The sequence below is a fragment of the Cellulomonas algicola genome, assembly GCF_003851725.1.
Lineage (GTDB): Bacteria > Actinomycetota > Actinomycetes > Actinomycetales > Cellulomonadaceae > Cellulomonas > Cellulomonas algicola.
In genome coordinates, this window is sequence record NZ_BHYL01000101.1 from 1 (window position 1) to 14,036 (window position 14,036).

Annotated in this window: 15 protein-coding genes; 4 read left to right on the forward strand and 11 right to left on the reverse strand. The window is 73.9% G+C overall.

The features are described from left to right. The 3 genes from CTKZ_RS07715 to CTKZ_RS07725 all read left to right on the forward strand — a co-directional run. Nucleotides 1–626, forward strand: a 626-nt coding sequence (locus CTKZ_RS07715; RefSeq protein WP_307720290.1) for an efflux RND transporter periplasmic adaptor subunit, incomplete at its 5' end; no start/stop codon positions are given. Continuing rightward, nucleotides 623–1,354, forward strand: a complete 732-nt coding sequence (locus CTKZ_RS07720) for a S1C family serine protease (RefSeq protein WP_235843392.1) — start codon at nt 623–625, stop codon at nt 1,352–1,354. The genes CTKZ_RS07715 and CTKZ_RS07720, both read left to right, overlap by 4 nt. A gap of 46 nt (nt 1,355–1,400) precedes the next feature. Beyond that, nucleotides 1,401–1,823 (forward strand): spore germination protein GerW family protein, encoded by a 423-nt coding sequence (locus CTKZ_RS07725; RefSeq protein WP_124342404.1) that lies wholly within the window; start codon nt 1,401–1,403, stop codon nt 1,821–1,823. A gap of 15 nt (nt 1,824–1,838) precedes the next feature. Here the strand turns inward: CTKZ_RS07725 and CTKZ_RS07730 are convergent, their stop codons facing one another. The 7 genes from CTKZ_RS07730 to hisD form a co-directional block, all read right to left on the reverse strand. Then, nucleotides 1,839–2,573 (reverse strand): SseB family protein, encoded by a 735-nt coding sequence (locus CTKZ_RS07730; RefSeq protein ID WP_124342405.1) that lies wholly within the window; start codon nt 2,571–2,573, stop codon nt 1,839–1,841. A 7-nt stretch (nt 2,574–2,580) separates the two neighbouring features. Continuing rightward, complete coding sequence (gene priA / locus CTKZ_RS07735) at nt 2,581–3,321, reverse strand: bifunctional 1-(5-phosphoribosyl)-5-((5-phosphoribosylamino)methylideneamino)imidazole-4-carboxamide isomerase/phosphoribosylanthranilate isomerase PriA (RefSeq protein WP_124342406.1); 741 nt, start codon at nt 3,319–3,321, stop codon at nt 2,581–2,583. A 45-nt stretch (nt 3,322–3,366) separates the two neighbouring features. Next, nucleotides 3,367–4,014: an imidazole glycerol phosphate synthase subunit HisH gene (gene hisH / locus CTKZ_RS07740; RefSeq protein ID WP_124342407.1), complete on the reverse strand. Its 648-nt coding sequence runs from the start codon at nt 4,012–4,014 to the stop codon at nt 3,367–3,369. 63 nt (nt 4,015–4,077) lie between these two features. Then, a complete protein-coding gene (locus CTKZ_RS22415) occupies nt 4,078–4,851 on the reverse strand; it encodes a hypothetical protein (protein WP_235843393.1) in 774 nt (257 codons plus the stop codon). Beyond that, the gene (gene hisB / locus CTKZ_RS07750; RefSeq protein ID WP_124342408.1) at nt 4,848–5,468 is read right to left on the reverse strand and encodes an imidazoleglycerol-phosphate dehydratase HisB; all 621 of its coding nucleotides are present in this window, start codon (nt 5,466–5,468) and stop codon (nt 4,848–4,850) included. Before hisB ends, CTKZ_RS22415 begins: the two co-directional genes overlap by 4 nt. Next, nucleotides 5,465–6,607, reverse strand: coding sequence for a histidinol-phosphate transaminase (locus CTKZ_RS07755; RefSeq protein ID WP_124342409.1), 1,143 nt, complete (start codon nt 6,605–6,607; stop codon nt 5,465–5,467). Before CTKZ_RS07755 ends, hisB begins: the two co-directional genes overlap by 4 nt. Before the next feature lie 79 nt (nt 6,608–6,686). After that, complete coding sequence (hisD, locus tag CTKZ_RS07760; protein ID WP_124342410.1) at nt 6,687–8,009, reverse strand: histidinol dehydrogenase; 1,323 nt, start codon at nt 8,007–8,009, stop codon at nt 6,687–6,689. Between the two features lie 83 nt (nt 8,010–8,092). On the opposite strand from hisD, the gene CTKZ_RS07765 reads away from it, so the two are divergent. Further along, nucleotides 8,093–8,311 carry an RNA-binding S4 domain-containing protein gene (locus CTKZ_RS07765; protein ID WP_124342411.1) on the forward strand — a complete coding sequence of 73 codons (219 nt, stop codon included), beginning with the start codon at nt 8,093–8,095 and terminating at the stop codon, nt 8,309–8,311. Between the two features lie 3 nt (nt 8,312–8,314). Here CTKZ_RS07765 and CTKZ_RS07770 read toward each other — a convergent pair whose 3' ends face one another. The 4 genes from CTKZ_RS07770 to CTKZ_RS07785 form a co-directional block, all read right to left on the reverse strand. After that, nucleotides 8,315–8,827 carry an SRPBCC family protein gene (locus tag CTKZ_RS07770; RefSeq protein WP_124342412.1) on the reverse strand — a complete coding sequence of 171 codons (513 nt, stop codon included), beginning with the start codon at nt 8,825–8,827 and terminating at the stop codon, nt 8,315–8,317. Continuing rightward, the gene (locus CTKZ_RS07775; RefSeq protein WP_124342418.1) at nt 8,824–9,189 is read right to left on the reverse strand and encodes an ArsR/SmtB family transcription factor; all 366 of its coding nucleotides are present in this window, start codon (nt 9,187–9,189) and stop codon (nt 8,824–8,826) included. Before CTKZ_RS07775 ends, CTKZ_RS07770 begins: the two co-directional genes overlap by 4 nt. Nucleotides 9,190–9,247: 58 nt before the next feature. Beyond that, nucleotides 9,248–12,787: a DNA polymerase III subunit alpha gene (gene dnaE, locus CTKZ_RS07780; protein ID WP_124342413.1), complete on the reverse strand. Its 3,540-nt coding sequence runs from the start codon at nt 12,785–12,787 to the stop codon at nt 9,248–9,250. A gap of 154 nt (nt 12,788–12,941) precedes the next feature. Next, nucleotides 12,942–13,880, reverse strand: coding sequence for an RluA family pseudouridine synthase (locus tag CTKZ_RS07785; RefSeq protein ID WP_124342414.1), 939 nt, complete (start codon nt 13,878–13,880; stop codon nt 12,942–12,944). Nucleotides 13,881–14,036: the final 156 nt, after the last annotated feature.

The window sequence follows — 14,036 nt, forward strand, 5'->3', positions numbered from 1 at the left end:
CGCCCGGGGTGCCGGCCGCCACCGCGGCGCCCGGGCCGGCGCCCTGGGTGCCGGCGAGCCCGCCCGTCGTCCCGCCCGCCGGTGCGGTCGACGGTGCCAGCGGGCCGAGGGCGCCGCGTCGCCGAGGCACGACCGTCCTCGCGATCGCGCTCGTCGCCGTGGTCGTCGCGGCCGCGCTCCTGACCGTCTACCTGATCCGCACCACGAGCGCGTGGCAGCGGTCGTCGGCGCAGTGGGAGGACCTCGCGCGCACGCACGGCACGGCGCTGGCCCAGACGCAGACGGACCTCGAGGCCGCGCAGGCCGAGCTCACGGACACGCAGACGCAGCTCGCCGCCGCGCAGCAGCGCATCACCGAGCTCGCCGACGAGAAGGCCCGGCTCGGCGACACGAGCGCCTCGCAGCAGCAGCTCGCCGACTACCAGGCGCGCGTGTCCCAGGCCGCGGGTCAGGTCGCGACCGCGCTCGCGAACTGCATCGACGGCCAGCAGCGTCTCATCGGCTACCTCCGCGAGTCCGACCAGTACGACCCGTCCGACCTGCAGCGCTTCGCGACCGACGTGGACCGCGTGTGCGGCGCCGCGACCGACGCGAACGCCTCCCTCCAGCGCGAGCTCGACCGGTGACGCGACCCCGCCTACGGGCGTTCTCCGGGCTCGCGCTCCTGGCGTCCCTGACCGGCTGCGCCGTCCTGCCCGCGATGCCCGCGCCCGTGCCGTCGAGCGTCATCCCGAGCCGAGCCCCGGCTCCGGCGCCCACGTCGTCCGGCAACCTCTCCCCCGACGGCTTCGACTCGGCACAGCGCATGGCGGTCCGGATCCGGAACATCGGGTGCGGCTCCGTCTCGACGGGTTCGGGCTTCGCGATCGATGCGAACACGCTCGTCACGAACCGGCACGTCGTCGCCGACTCGTCCGCGCTGCAGCTCAGCACCTACGACGGGCGCGACGTCGGCGCGACCGCGGCGAGCACCGCGGGCCTCGCGGACCTCGCGATCGTCCGGACGGCCGAGCCGCTGCCTGCCGCACCCGAGCTCGCGGACGCCGACCCCGCGCCCGGGGACGCCGTGACCGTCGTCGGCTACCCGCTCGGGCAGCGGCTCACGATCACGACCGGCGCCGTGCTCGGCGCGACGACCGACCCGCTCAACGTCAACCTCGGCGAGGTCCTCGTGACCGACGCCCCCGTCGAGCCGGGGAGCTCGGGCTCCGCCGTGCTCGACACCGACGGGCGCGTCGTCGGGGTCGTGTACGCGAAGGACGCCGAGGGGCACAGCTTCGTGGTGCCTGTGAGCACCCTGCGCGCCATGCTGGACGACGAGTCCGCCTTCACGGACGCACCCACCTGCACCTGAACCGCTCGACCTGCTCCTGACCGACCGAGAACGCACGGAGGAACGCATGTCCGACGCACCTCGTTTCGACCCGACGCAGCTCGCCGGCGCCGCCAACGACAACCTCACGGTCCGCCGCGTGTTCGGCGACGCGTACGAGCGGGACGGCCGGCTCGTCATCCCCGTCGCACGCGTCTCGGGGGCGGTCGGTCTCGGGTCCGGCGACGGCGAGGGCGACCTGCCGTCGGCGCCGTCGTTCGGCCGGCGTTCCGGGGACCCCGAGCCGCACCACGGGCACGGTGGCGGGCACGGCGGGGGCGGCGGGTACGCCGCGCACGTGAAGGCCGTCGGCGTGTTCGTCGTCGACGAGTCCGGCGTGCAGTGGCGGCCCACGCTCGACCTCAACCGCGTGATCCTCGGCGGGCAGATCGTCGCCGCGACCGCGATCACGGTGTGCGCGTTCGCCTGGGCGCTGCGCCGCCGGCACTGACGCCGCGCGCCCGGGTCAGCGGGCGGCGCGCACGCGCAGCTCGAGGGAGTCGACCCGCGACGTCACGGTCTCGTCCGCGGCCAGCGCTGCGTTGACCTGCGCCAGCGCGGCGTCGAGTCGTGCCCGGTCGAGCCCCGGGACGAGGCCGAGCACGACCGCGACCTCCGCGCGCGTCCCCGGCTGCGCGCTCGACTCGACGACGTCGCGCACGGGCGCGAGCGCGCGCCGGACCGCGCCCGCGACGTCGCGGTCGACCGTCCCGTCGACCACCGCGGGATGCCACGCCTTCCCCTGGGCCAGCGCCCACACGGCGGTGCGCGGCAGCAGCACGGTGACCGGGCCGCCGGCGTCCACGACGAGGACCTCCCAGCCCTCGTCGACCGCGGACAGCGCCGCGCGCGCCGCGTCGGTGGGCACGGGCCGTGCGTCAGCCCGCCACGCCGTCATCGCCGCGACGCTCGTGAACACCGGCAGCGCCGTGCGACCGTCGGGCGTCCGCAGCGCGACGATCCCCGCGGAGGCCTCCTTGTCGACCGTGTGCGCGTGCCCGTCGTGCACGACGACGTCGGCCGCCTCGAGCTCGGCGAGCACGGGCACCAGCACACGCGTGCCCGCGAGCGCGTCGACCACGCCCGCGACCGTCCCGTCGCCCCGGCCGTAGGCGGACAGCGCCACCGCGACGCGCGGGTCGGCGGACCCGTCGTCCCCGGCGAACGGTGACGACGGCGGCAGCGCGCGGCCGGTGCTCACGACCGGGTCAGGGCCGGCCGGCGACGTCGAGCGCCTGCGGCAGCGTGAACGCCCCCGCGTAGAGCGCCTTGCCGACGATCGCGCCCTCGACGCCCACGGGCACGAGCTCGCGCAGCACGCGCAGGTCCTCGAGGCTCGACACGCCGCCGGACGCGACGACCGGGGCGTCGGTGCGCGCGCACACCTCGCGGAGCAGGTCGACGTTGGGGCCGCGCAGCGTGCCGTCCTTCGTCACGTCGGTGACGACGTAGCGGGAGCAGCCGGCCGCGTCGAGGCGCTCGAGCACCTCCCACAGGTCGCCGCCCTCCTGCGTCCAGCCGCGGGCCGCGAGCGTCGTGCCGCGCACGTCGAGGCCCACCGCGATCTGGTCGCCGTGCTCGGCGATGACGCGCGCCGTCCACTCCGGGTCCTCGAGCGCGGCCGTGCCGAGGTTGACGCGCGTCGCGCCGGTCCCGAGCGCGCGGGCGAGCGACGCGTCGTCGCGGATCCCGCCCGACAGCTCGATCTTCACGCCCTTGCCCGCCAGGTGCTGCGTGACGTCCGCGAGCAGACCCGCGTTGGAGCCGCGCCCGAACGCCGCGTCGAGGTCGACGAGGTGGATCCACTCGGCGCCCCCCGCGTGCCAGTCGAGCGCCGCGGCGAGCGGGTCGCCGTAGCCGGTCTCGGAGCCGGCCTCCCCCTGGACGAGGCGGACGGCCTGGCCGTCAGCGACGTCGACGGCGGGCAGCAGCTCGAGGCGGTCGGTCATGGGTGTCCTCCGGGAGGTGGTGCGGTGGTGAGGGGAGCGCCGGGGTCAGCGCAGCGAGTCGACCCAGTGGGTCAGCAGCTGCGCGCCCGCGTCGCCGGACTTCTCGGGGTGGAACTGCGTCGCGGCGAGGGGGCCGTTCTCGACCGCCGCGACGAACCGGTCGCCGTGCGTGGCCCACGTGACGAGCGGCGCGCTGAACGGTGTCGCGCTCTGCTCCTCGTCGGTCAGCGGGAACGACCGGGCCGCGTAGGAGTGCACGAAGTAGAAGCGCTCGTCCTCGAGGCCGCGGAACAGCGTGCTGCCTGCCGGCGGTTCGATCGTGGCCCAGCCCATGTGCGGCACGACGTCGGCCTCGAGCCGGTCGACCACGCCGGGCCACTCGCCGAGCCCGTCCGTGCGGTCACCGTGCTCGACACCCTCGGCGAACATCACCTGCATGCCGACGCAGATCCCGAGCACGGGACGGCCGCCGGCCAGGCGACGGTCGACCACCTGGTCGCCGCCGACCGCGCGCAGCCCGCCCATGACGGCCGCGAAGGCGCCGACGCCGGGCACGACCAGGCCGTCGGCCTCCGTTGCGGCGTGCTTGTCCGCCGTCAGCTCGACCTGGGCGCCGACGCGCTCGAGCGCGCGCACCGCGGAGCGGACGTTGCCGAAGCCGTAGTCGAGGACGACGACGCGGGGGGTGGACACCGCGTCAGGCTACCCGCCGGCCGTCGACGACGCGGGCCGCGGCCGTGCGACGAGACGCACCTCTCACCGGCTCTTGCGACCCGCCGCGAGTGCGCGCATCGCCTGCCAGCGGGACATGCCGACGCTCGACACGACGCCCGGGACCTCGGCGACCTTCGCGTCGCCGAGCAGCAGGTCCTCGAGCACCGACGGCGCGTCCGACAGCACGAGACCCGGCGGCAGGTCCGCGACCCGGGCCCCGCCCGTCCAGCGTCCCGCGGAGATCTGACCCTCGCGGCGCTCGAGCAGGATCACGGGCAGCGTCCGCAGCAGCCGCGAGATCGCCTCCGCGCCGGCTGCGCCGCTCGCGGGGTCGCGCAGCACCGCGATCGCGCCGACCGACGACGGCACGACGTCCACGTCGACCTTGGCGAGCGCGCACGCCGCGGCGAGCGGCGCGGGTGCGGCGACCTGCGTCACGACGAGCGCGAGCGACGGGACCTCCGTGCCACCCGCGGCCAGCGACGACAGGTCGTCCGGCACGACGACGGGCGCGGCGTCCGCGGCGTCGCGGGCGGCCGCGTCGTCAGCCGCGTCCCTGTCGTCGGCCGCGTCCGCGGCGCTCGCGCCGTCCCCCGTGGGCGTGCCGGCCGTCGCCGACCGCTCGTCCCCGTCGCTGCCGAGGAGTGCCGACGCGTCGTCGGGCACGGTCCGGCCCGCGGTGTCGTCGAGCAGCGACGAGGCGTCGTCCGGGACCGACGAGCCGGCAGGCCCGTCGAGCAGCGACGACAGGTCGTCCGGGACGACGACGTCGTCCGGCTCGTCGGGCGTGCGGCCGCCGGCGGGCTGGTCGCTCACAGCGCACCCTTCGTCGACGGGATGCCGTCCACGCGCGGGTCGAGCGCGACCGCGAACCGCAGCGCCCGCGCGAGGGCCTTGAACTGCGCCTCGACGATGTGGTGGGGGTCGCGGCCCGCGAGCACGCGGACGTGGATGCTGAAGGCGGCGTGGTGCGCGATCGACTCGAGCACGTGCCGCGTCAGGGAGCCGGTGAAGTGCCCGCCGATGAGGTGGTACTCCTGCCCCTCGGGCTCCCCGGAGTGCACGAGGTACGGGCGGCCGGACACGTCGACGACGGCCTGCGCGAGCGCCTCGTCGAGCGGCACCGTCGCGTCGCCGTACCGCGAGATGCCGCGCTTGTCGCCGAGCGCCTGACGCAGCGCCTCGCCGAGGGTGATCGCGACGTCCTCGACCGTGTGGTGCGCGTCGATGTGCGTGTCGCCCGTCGCGCGGACGGTGAGGTCGATGAGCGAGTGCTTGCCGAGCGCCGTGAGCATGTGGTCGTAGAACGGCACCGTCGTCGAGATCTCGGTGCGGCCCGTGCCGTCCAGGTCGAGCTCGACGACGACGCTCGACTCGCTCGTCGTGCGCTCGACGCGTGCGGTCCGCGGGGCCGCGGTCGTGCCAGTGCTCACCGGTCCTCCTCGTTGCCGGTCGCGGCCAGTCCCACGACCTGCGTCAGGGCGTCCTTGAACGCCGCCGTCTCCTGCGGGGTGCCGACCGACACCCGCAACCAGCCCTGCGGCCCGACCTCGCGGATGAGGACGCCGCGGTCGAGCAGACCCTGCCAGACGGCCCGACGGTCGTCGAACGTGCCGAACAGGACGAAGTTGGCGTCGGAGTCCGCGACGCGCAGCCCGCGCTCGCGCAGCCAGCCGACGAGGGCGTCGCGCTCGTCGCGCAGCGACCCGACCTGCGCCATGAGCTCCGGCGCGTGCCGCAGCGCGGCCCGTGCGACCGCCTGTGTGACGGCCGACAGGTGGTAGGGCAGGCGCACGACGCGCAACGCGTCGACGAACGCGGTCGAGGCCGTCAGGTAGCCGACGCGTGCACCGGCCAGGCCGAACGCCTTCGACATCGTGCGGCTCACGGCGAGGTGCGGGTGACCGTCGAGCAGCTCGAGCGCGGACGGCGTGCCGCGGCGCCGGAACTCGCCGTACGCCTCGTCGACGACGACGACGCACCCGCCCGGCACGCGCGCCGCCGCGTCGAGGACCGCGAGCACCGTGTCCGTCGGCAGCGCGGTGCCCGTCGGGTTGTTCGGGCTGGCGAGCAGGACCACCGACGGCGCGTGCTGCGCGATCGCCGCGCGCGCCGCGTCGGGGTCGAGGCTGAAGTCCTCCTCGCGACGCCCCTCGATCCAGGCCGTCGAGGTGTCGCGCGCGTACTCCGGGTACATCGAGTAGGTCGGCGAGAACGACAGCGCCGTGCGGCCCGGACCACCGAAGGCCTGCAGGACGTGCAGCATGATCTCGTTCGACCCGTTGGCCGCCCACACCTGCTCGGGTGCGACCCGCACGCCCGACTCGACCGCGAGGTAGTCCGCGAGGTCCTGGCGGAGGGCGGCGAAGTCGCGGTCCGGGTACCGGTTGAGCGTGCGCGTCGCGTCGGCCACCGCGCGCGCGACGTCCTCGACGACGGCGTCCGACGGCGCGTACGGGTTCTCGTTGACGTTGAGCAGCACGGGCACGTCGAGCTGGGGCGCGCCGTACGGCTCCAGCCCGGCGAGCTCGGGGCGCAGCGGCAGCGCGGGACGGGCGAGGTCGGCGGTCACCCTGCCGATTCTAGGGAGCGCCCGCCGCCCGCCGTCCCCGACGTCCGCAGGGTGGGGACGGCGCTGCGCGACGGCCCGGTCAGAAGCGCGCGCGGACCGCCTCGCCGTGCGCCGGCAGCCCCTCGGCGTCGGCGAGCGCCACGATCCGGTCGGCGACCACCGCGAGCGCGTCGGCGTCGTACTCCACCACCTGCACCGCGCGCAGGAAGGAGTGCACGCCGAGCCCGCTCGCGAAGTGCGCGCAGCCGCCCGTCGGCAGCACGTGGTTCGAGCCCGCCATGTAGTCGCCGAGCGACACCGGCGAGTACGGGCCGACGAAGATCGCACCCGCGCTCGTCACCCGGTCCGCGAGCGCCGCAGCGCCGACCGCCTGGATCTCGAGGTGCTCGGCGCCGTACGCGTTGACGACGTCGAGCCCCGCGTCCAGGTCGTCGACCAGGACGATCGCCGACTGCGTGCCGTTGAGCGCGGTCGTCACACGCTCGCGGTGCCGCGTCGCGTCGACGCGGTCGACGAGCTTCGCCTCGACCGAGCCCGCGAGCTCGACCGACGTCGTGACCAGCACCGCCGCGGCCAGGGGGTCGTGCTCCGCCTGCGAGACGAGGTCCGCGGCGACGTGGTTCGCGTCCGCCGTCCCGTCGGCGAGGATCGCGATCTCCGTCGGGCCCGCCTCCGCGTCGATGCCGACGACGCCGCGCACCAGCCGCTTGGCGGCGGCGACGTAGACGTTGCCCGGTCCGGTGATGACGTCGACCGGCTCGCACAGCGTGTCGCCGTCCTCCGCCTGCGAGCCCGCGGCGCCGTACGCGAACATCGCGACCGCCTGCGCGCCGCCGACGGCGTACACCTCGTCGACCCCGAGCAGCGCGCACGTGGCGAGCACCACCGGGTCGGGCAGCCCGCCCTCGTCCTGCTGCGGCGGCGACGCGACCGCGAGCGAGCCGACCCCGGCCTCCTGCGCCGCGACGACGTTCATCACGACCGACGACGGGTACACCGCGAGCCCGCCCGGCACGTACAGGCCCACGCGCCGCACCGGGAGCCAGCGCTGGCGGACCGTCGCACCCGGCGCGACCTGGACCGTGAAGTCGTCGGGACGCTGCGCGCCGTGCACCTGACGGACGCGGCGGATCGTCTCCTCGAGCGCGGCCCGCACCTGCGGGTCGAGCCGGTCGACCGCCGCCGTGATCGTCGCGGCGGGGACGCGCACGTGCTGCGGGCGGACGCCGTCGAACCGCTCGGCGAGGTCGCGCAGCTCGGCCGCGCCCCGCTCGCGCACGGCCGCGATGATCGGCGCGACCGCCTCGGCGGCGTGCTCGACGTCGACCTCCGCGCGAGGCAGCTCCTGCAGGAGCTCACGACGGGACAGCACGCGACCGCGCAGGTCGATTCGGGTGATCACGGCGACGATTCTACGAGCGGACGCCTCCCCTTTCCCGTGCGCCCACGCACCGGTCGCATGCGTCGGCGGGGCAGACTGCTGCCATGACTCAGGTGCCCATCGCCGACGACTCGATCCGCCTCGGCCAGTTTCTCAAGCTCGCCGACCTCGCCGAGACGGGCGCGCAGGCGCGCGAGCTCCTCGACGACGGTGCGGTGACCGTGAACGGCGGGCCCGAGTCCCGTCGCGGCCGTCAGCTCGTCCGCGGCGACCGCGTCGACGTGGACCTGCCGACGGGCGTGGTCAGCGCGACGGTCGGCTGACGGTCAGCCGGCCGCGCCCTCCCGGTAGAGCGACTGGCGCTCGCCGAACAGCTCGTCCCACGACCGGACGTCGCGCCCCGCCAGGAGGTCGTCCAGGCGGTCGAGGCACGTGTGCCACCCGCCGCCGTACCCCCGGGCCGCACGATCCTCGAGGTCGTGGTGCTCGAGCACCAGCACGGTCGCACCGGCGTCGCCGGTGAGCGTCGCGGAGAGGCGGGTGACGGGCTCGCCCGGGAACGACCACGTGACGTCGAGCCGGTGGGGGCGGTCGCACAGCAGCACGTCGCCCGTCGCGTTCTGCGGCGAGTCGTCGACGTCGTCGCCCATCCGCACCTCGAACCGGCCGCCGACCCGCAGCTCACCGAGCAGCGGGCCGAGCCAGCGGGCGACGCGGGCCGGCTCCGTCAGGCACGTCCACAGGTCGTCGACGTCCGTCGCGTACCGGCGCTCGAAGCGGACGGTGGTGCCGGCGGGCGTCGCGGTCAGGACGCCGCGCACGTCGGTGCTGTCGCTCATGGGTTCCTCCCCTGGTCGTTGGTGCCGGGGGCGTCGTCCGACGCCAGGCGGCGGGCACGCGTGCCACGTGCGACCTCGGTGGCGAGCGCGTCGAGACGGGGCTCCCAGTAGCGGCGCACGTCGCGCGCCCACCGCTCGACGTCGGCGAGCGGCTCGGGACGCACGGAGTACAGCCGGACCGGGCCCTGCGGGCGCGACTCGACGACGCCCGCCTCGCGCAGGACGCGCAGATGACGGGACGTCGCGGGCTGGCTGATGCCGAACTCCGCGCCGACCGCGTCGGCGAGGTCGCCCGCGCTCCGACCGCCGTCGGCGAGCAGCTCGACGAGCCGCCGCCGCACCGGGTCGCCCAACGCGTCCATCACGTCCACGGAGGCGATGTTTCCATCCTGCGTTATATAACGCAAGGGCTATGTGTCGTCAGGCGGAGAGGCAGCTCGGGCCGAGGAGCGCCTTGAGGTCGCCGAACAGCGACGGCGAACGCTCGACCCGCAACCCGTCGCCCAGGCGCATCACCGTCGCCCGCCCCGGGCTGGTGAGGCGCAGGTGCACCTCCGTGATCCCCGGGTGGGTCGACAGGACCTCGCGCAGGCGCTCGACCAGCGGCTGCGTGCAGCGCGCGACCGCGAGCGAGACGACGACCGGCGCGTCCGCGACCTGCGACACGTCGGGCAGGGACACCTCCATCGCCTGCAGCGACATCGACTCGTCGCGGCGGCGCACCCGGCCCTTCACGACGACGACCGCGTCCTCCGCGAGCACCGTCGAGTACGCGAGGTACGTCTCGCCGAAGAACATGATCTCGACAGAGCCCTCCATGTCCTCGATCGTGACCGCGGCCCACGGGTTGCCCTGCTTCGACATCTTGCGCTGCAGCGACGTGATGAGGCCGGCGATCACCACGGTGGACCCGTCGGGCCGCGCCTCGTCCGCGAGCAGCGTCGCGATCGACACGTCCGCCGAGGCCGCGAGGACGTGCTCGATGCCCGACAGCGGGTGGTCGGACACGTAGAGGCCGAGCATCTCCCGCTCGAACGCGAGGCGCTGCTTCTTGTCCCAGTCGGGCAGGTCCGGGATCGCGACCGCGAAGCCCGGGCCCGCGTCGTCGCCGCCCATGAGGTCGGCGAACAGGTCGAACTGGCCCTCGGCCTCCTTGCGCTTGACGCCGATGACCGAGTCGACCGCCTGCTCGTGCACGAGCAGCAGCGCACGCCGCGGGTGACCGAGCGAGTCGAACGCGCCCGCCTTGATGAGCGACTCGATGGTCCGCTTGTTGCAGACGACCGCCGGCACCTTCTCGAGGAAGTCGGTGAACGACGTGAACGCGCCCTTCTCCTCACGCGTCCGCACGATCGCGTCGACGACGTTCGCGCCGACGTTGCGCACCGCGGTGAGGCCGAAGCGGATGTCCGCGCCCACGGCCGTGAAGTTGGCGGCCGACGAGTTCACGTCGGGCGGCAGCACCGTGATGCCCATGTGCCGGCACTCGCCGAGGTACAGGGCCGACTTGTCCTTGTCGTCCTTGACCGACGTGAGCAGCGCGGCCATGTACTCGACCGAGTAGTTCGCCTTGAGGTACGCCGTCCAGTACGAGATGACGCCGTACGCGGCCGAGTGGGCCTTGTTGAACGCGTAGTCGGAGAACGGCAGCAGGATGTCCCACAGCGTCTGCACCGCGGCCATCGAGAAGCCGCGCTCCTGCATGCCCGCGGAGAAGCCCTCGAACTGCTTGTCCAGCTCGGACTTCTTCTTCTTGCCCATCGCGCGGCGCAGGATGTCGGCCTGTCCGAGGGAGTACCCGGCGACGCGCTGCGCGATCGCCATGACCTGCTCCTGGTACACGATCAGGCCGTACGTCGTGCCGAGGATGTCCTCGAGCGGCTCGGCCAGCTCGGGGTGGATCGGCGTGACCTCCTGCGCGCCGTTCTTGCGCAGCGCGTAGTTGGTGTGCGAGTTGGCACCCATCGGGCCCGGCCGGTACAGCGCGCCGACGGCCGAGATGTCCTCGAAGTTGTCGGGGCGCATGAGGCGCAGCAGGGTGCGCATGCCGCCGCCGTCGAGCTGGAACACCCCCAGCGTGTCGCCGCGCCCCAGCATCTCGTACGTCTTGCGGTCGGTGAGCTCGAGCTCCTCGAGCACGACCGGGTCCTTGCCGTTCATCACGATGTTCTCGAGCGCGTCGTCGAGGATCGTGAGGTTGCGCAGCCCGAGGAAGTCCATCTTGATGAGGCCGAGGCCCTCGGACGTCGGGTAGTCGAACTGCGTGATGACGGCGCCGTCCTGCGGCCGCCGCATGATCGGGATGATGTCGATCAGCGGGTCGCTCGACATGATGACGCCCGCCGCGTGCACGCCCCACTGCCGCTTCAGGCCCTCGATGCCCTTCGCGAGCTCGACCACGCGCTGCGCGTCCGGGTCGGTCGCGTGGACCTGACGGAACTCCTCGGCCTCGTGGTAGCGCTTGTCCGCCGGGTCGAAGATGCCCGTCAGGCTGATGTCCTTGCCCATGATCGCGGGCGGCATCGCCTTGGTGAGCTTCTCCCCCATCGCGAACGGCATGCCCAGCAGCCGCGCGGAGTCCTTGAGGGCCTGCTTGGCCTTGATGGTGCCGTACGTGACGATCTGCGCGACGCGGTCCTCGCCGTACTTCTCCGTCACGTACCGGATGACCTCGCCGCGACGACGCTCGTCGAAGTCGACGTCGAAGTCGGGCATCGAGACACGGTCGGGGTTGAGGAACCGCTCGAAGATCAGGCCGTGCTGCAACGGGTCGAGGTCCGTGATCTTCATGGCGTACGCGGCCATCGAGCCCGCGCCCGAGCCACGGCCCGGCCCGACACGGATCCCGTTGTCCTTGGCCCAGTTGATGAAGTCGGCGACCACGAGGAAGTACCCCGGGAAGCCCATCTGCGTGATGACCTCGGTCTCGTACGCGGCCTGCTTGCGCACCTCGTCCGGGATGCCGCCCGGGTACCGGTGGTGCAGGCCCGCCTCGACCTCCTTGACGAACCAGCTCGTCTCGTCCTCGCCCGCCGGGACCGGGTAGTTCGGCATGTAGTTCGCCGAGGTGTTGAACGAGACCTCGCACTGCTCCGCGATCCGCAGCGTGTTGTCGCACGCCTCGGGCAGCTCGGCCCAGATGCGCCGCATCTCCGCGGCCGACTTCACGTAGTAGCCGTCGCCGTCGAACTTGAACCGGTCCGGGTCCGCGAGGGTCGAGCCGGAGTTGATCGCGAGCAGGGCCTCCTGCGACGCGCTGTCCTCCTGCTTCACGTAGTGCAGGTCGTTCGTCGCGACGAGCGGGGCGCCGATCGTCTCCGACAGGCGCAGCAGGTCCTTGAGGACGCGGGTCTCGATCTCGATCCCGTGGTCCATCAGCTCGACGTAGAAGAACTCCTTGCCGAAGATGTCCTGCAGCTCGCCGGCGACGCGCACCGCCTCGTCCCACTGGCCGAGGCGCAGCCGCGTCTGGATCTCCCCCGACGGGCAGCCCGACGTGGCGATGAGCCCCTTGCCGTAGGTCTCCAGCAGGTCGCGGTCCATCCGCGGCCACTTGCCCATCTGACCCTCGAGCGACGCGAGCGACGACGCGCGGAACAGGTTGTGCAGACCCTCGTTGTTCCGCGCCAGCATCGTCATGTGCGTGTACGCGCCACGCGCGGAGACGTCGTCGGCCTCCTGACCCTGCTGGCCGAACCGCACACGCGTCTGGTCGAACCGGCTCGTGCCCGGCGTGATGTACGCCTCGACGCCGATGATCGGCTTGATCCCGGCCGCCGTGCCCTTCGACCAGAAGTCGAACGCACCGAACAGGTAGCCGTGGTCCGTGGTCGCGATGGCCGTCTGACCCTGCCGCTCGACCTCCGCGAAGAGGTCGCCGAGCCGGGCCGCACCGTCGAGCATCGAGTACTCGGTGTGCACGTGGAGGTGGACGAAGTCGGAGCCTCCAGCAGATGCCATGCGGGCCATCCTAGGTCGCCCCACCGACAGCTCCGGACGCCCCGCGACCGTGTCGGAGGTGGCGTGCGCGACACGCCGGGCACCTCGCCGCGGGCGGACGGCGGACCGCCCCGACCGGCTCCGCCGGAACCGCGCCGCGGCACGCGGCGGAGCGTCAGCGGTAGCCCGCGCCCAGCGTCTCGAGCGCGTGCGCGAGGTCGTCCGGGTACGTGCTCGTGACCTCGAGCCACTGGCCCGTGCCCGGGTGCTCGAAGCCCAGCCGGACCGCGTGCAGCCACTGCCGCGACAGGCCCGTGCGGGCCGCGAGCGTCGGGTCCGCACCGTACGTCAGGTCCCCGACGCACGGGTGCCGCAGCGCCGCGAAGTGCACGCGGATCTGATGCGTGCGGCCCGTCTCCAGGTGCACCTCGACGAGCGACGCCGACGGGAGCATCTCGAGGACCTCGTAGTGCGTGACCGACGGCTTGCCGTCCGCGACCACCGCGAACTTCCAGTCCGCCGACGGGTGCCGCCCGATCGGGGCGTCGATCGTACCGGTCGTCGGCTCGGGGTGGCCCTGGACGAGCGCGTGGTACACCTTCTCGACCGTGCGCTCCTTGAACGCGCGCTTGAGCACCGTGTACGCGTGCTCGCTCTTCGCGACGACCATGAGCCCCGACGTCCCGACGTCGAGACGGTGCACGACGCCCTGCCGCTCGGCGGCCCCCGACGTCGAGATGCGGTACCCCGCGGCGGCGAGCGCGCCGACGACGGTCGGGCCGGTCCAGCCCGGCGACGGGTGCGCGGCGACCCCCACGGGCTTGTCGACGACCACGACCTCGTCGTCGTCGTGCACGATCCGCATCCCCGGGACCGGCTCCGGCACGACCGCCGGCGCCGGCGGGCCCTGCGGGTCCGGGATCTCGACCTCGAGCCACCCACCGGCCACGAGCCGGTCCGACTTGCCGACCGACCGTCCGTCGACGCGGACACCACCGGCGGCGGCGATCTCCGCGGCACGGGTCCGCGACAGGCCGAGCATGCGGGACAGCGCGGCGTCGACCCGCTCGCCGGCGAGACCGTCGGGCACGGGCAGCGCGCGGACCTCAGGCACCGGGTCGCTCCGCCGGGGAGTCCGTGCGGGCGGCGGAGCCGGCGTCGTCGGCCGTGCCGCCGCGCGTCGGTGCCCCGGCGCCAGGCGCGTCGTGCGCGGAGCCGTCGCGGGTCGCGGAGCCGTCGAGGCCTGCGGCGCCGTCGGCAGGTGCGGCGC

What these genes read in the sequence shown, in the direction of transcription:
- CTKZ_RS07725 (WP_124342404.1), top strand. Translation starts at nt 1,401, where the DNA reads ATGTCCGACGCACCTCGTTTCGACCCGACGCAGCTCGCCGGCGCCGCC.
- priA (WP_124342406.1), bottom strand. Translation starts at nt 3,321, where the DNA reads ATGACCGACCGCCTCGAGCTGCTGCCCGCCGTCGACGTCGCTGACGGC.
- CTKZ_RS07765 (WP_124342411.1), top strand. Translation starts at nt 8,093, where the DNA reads ATGACTCAGGTGCCCATCGCCGACGACTCGATCCGCCTCGGCCAGTTT.
- CTKZ_RS07770 (WP_124342412.1), bottom strand. Translation starts at nt 8,827, where the DNA reads ATGAGCGACAGCACCGACGTGCGCGGCGTCCTGACCGCGACGCCCGCC.
- CTKZ_RS07775 (WP_124342418.1), bottom strand. Translation starts at nt 9,189, where the DNA reads ATGGACGCGTTGGGCGACCCGGTGCGGCGGCGGCTCGTCGAGCTGCTC.
- dnaE (WP_124342413.1), bottom strand. Translation starts at nt 12,787, where the DNA reads ATGGCATCTGCTGGAGGCTCCGACTTCGTCCACCTCCACGTGCACACC.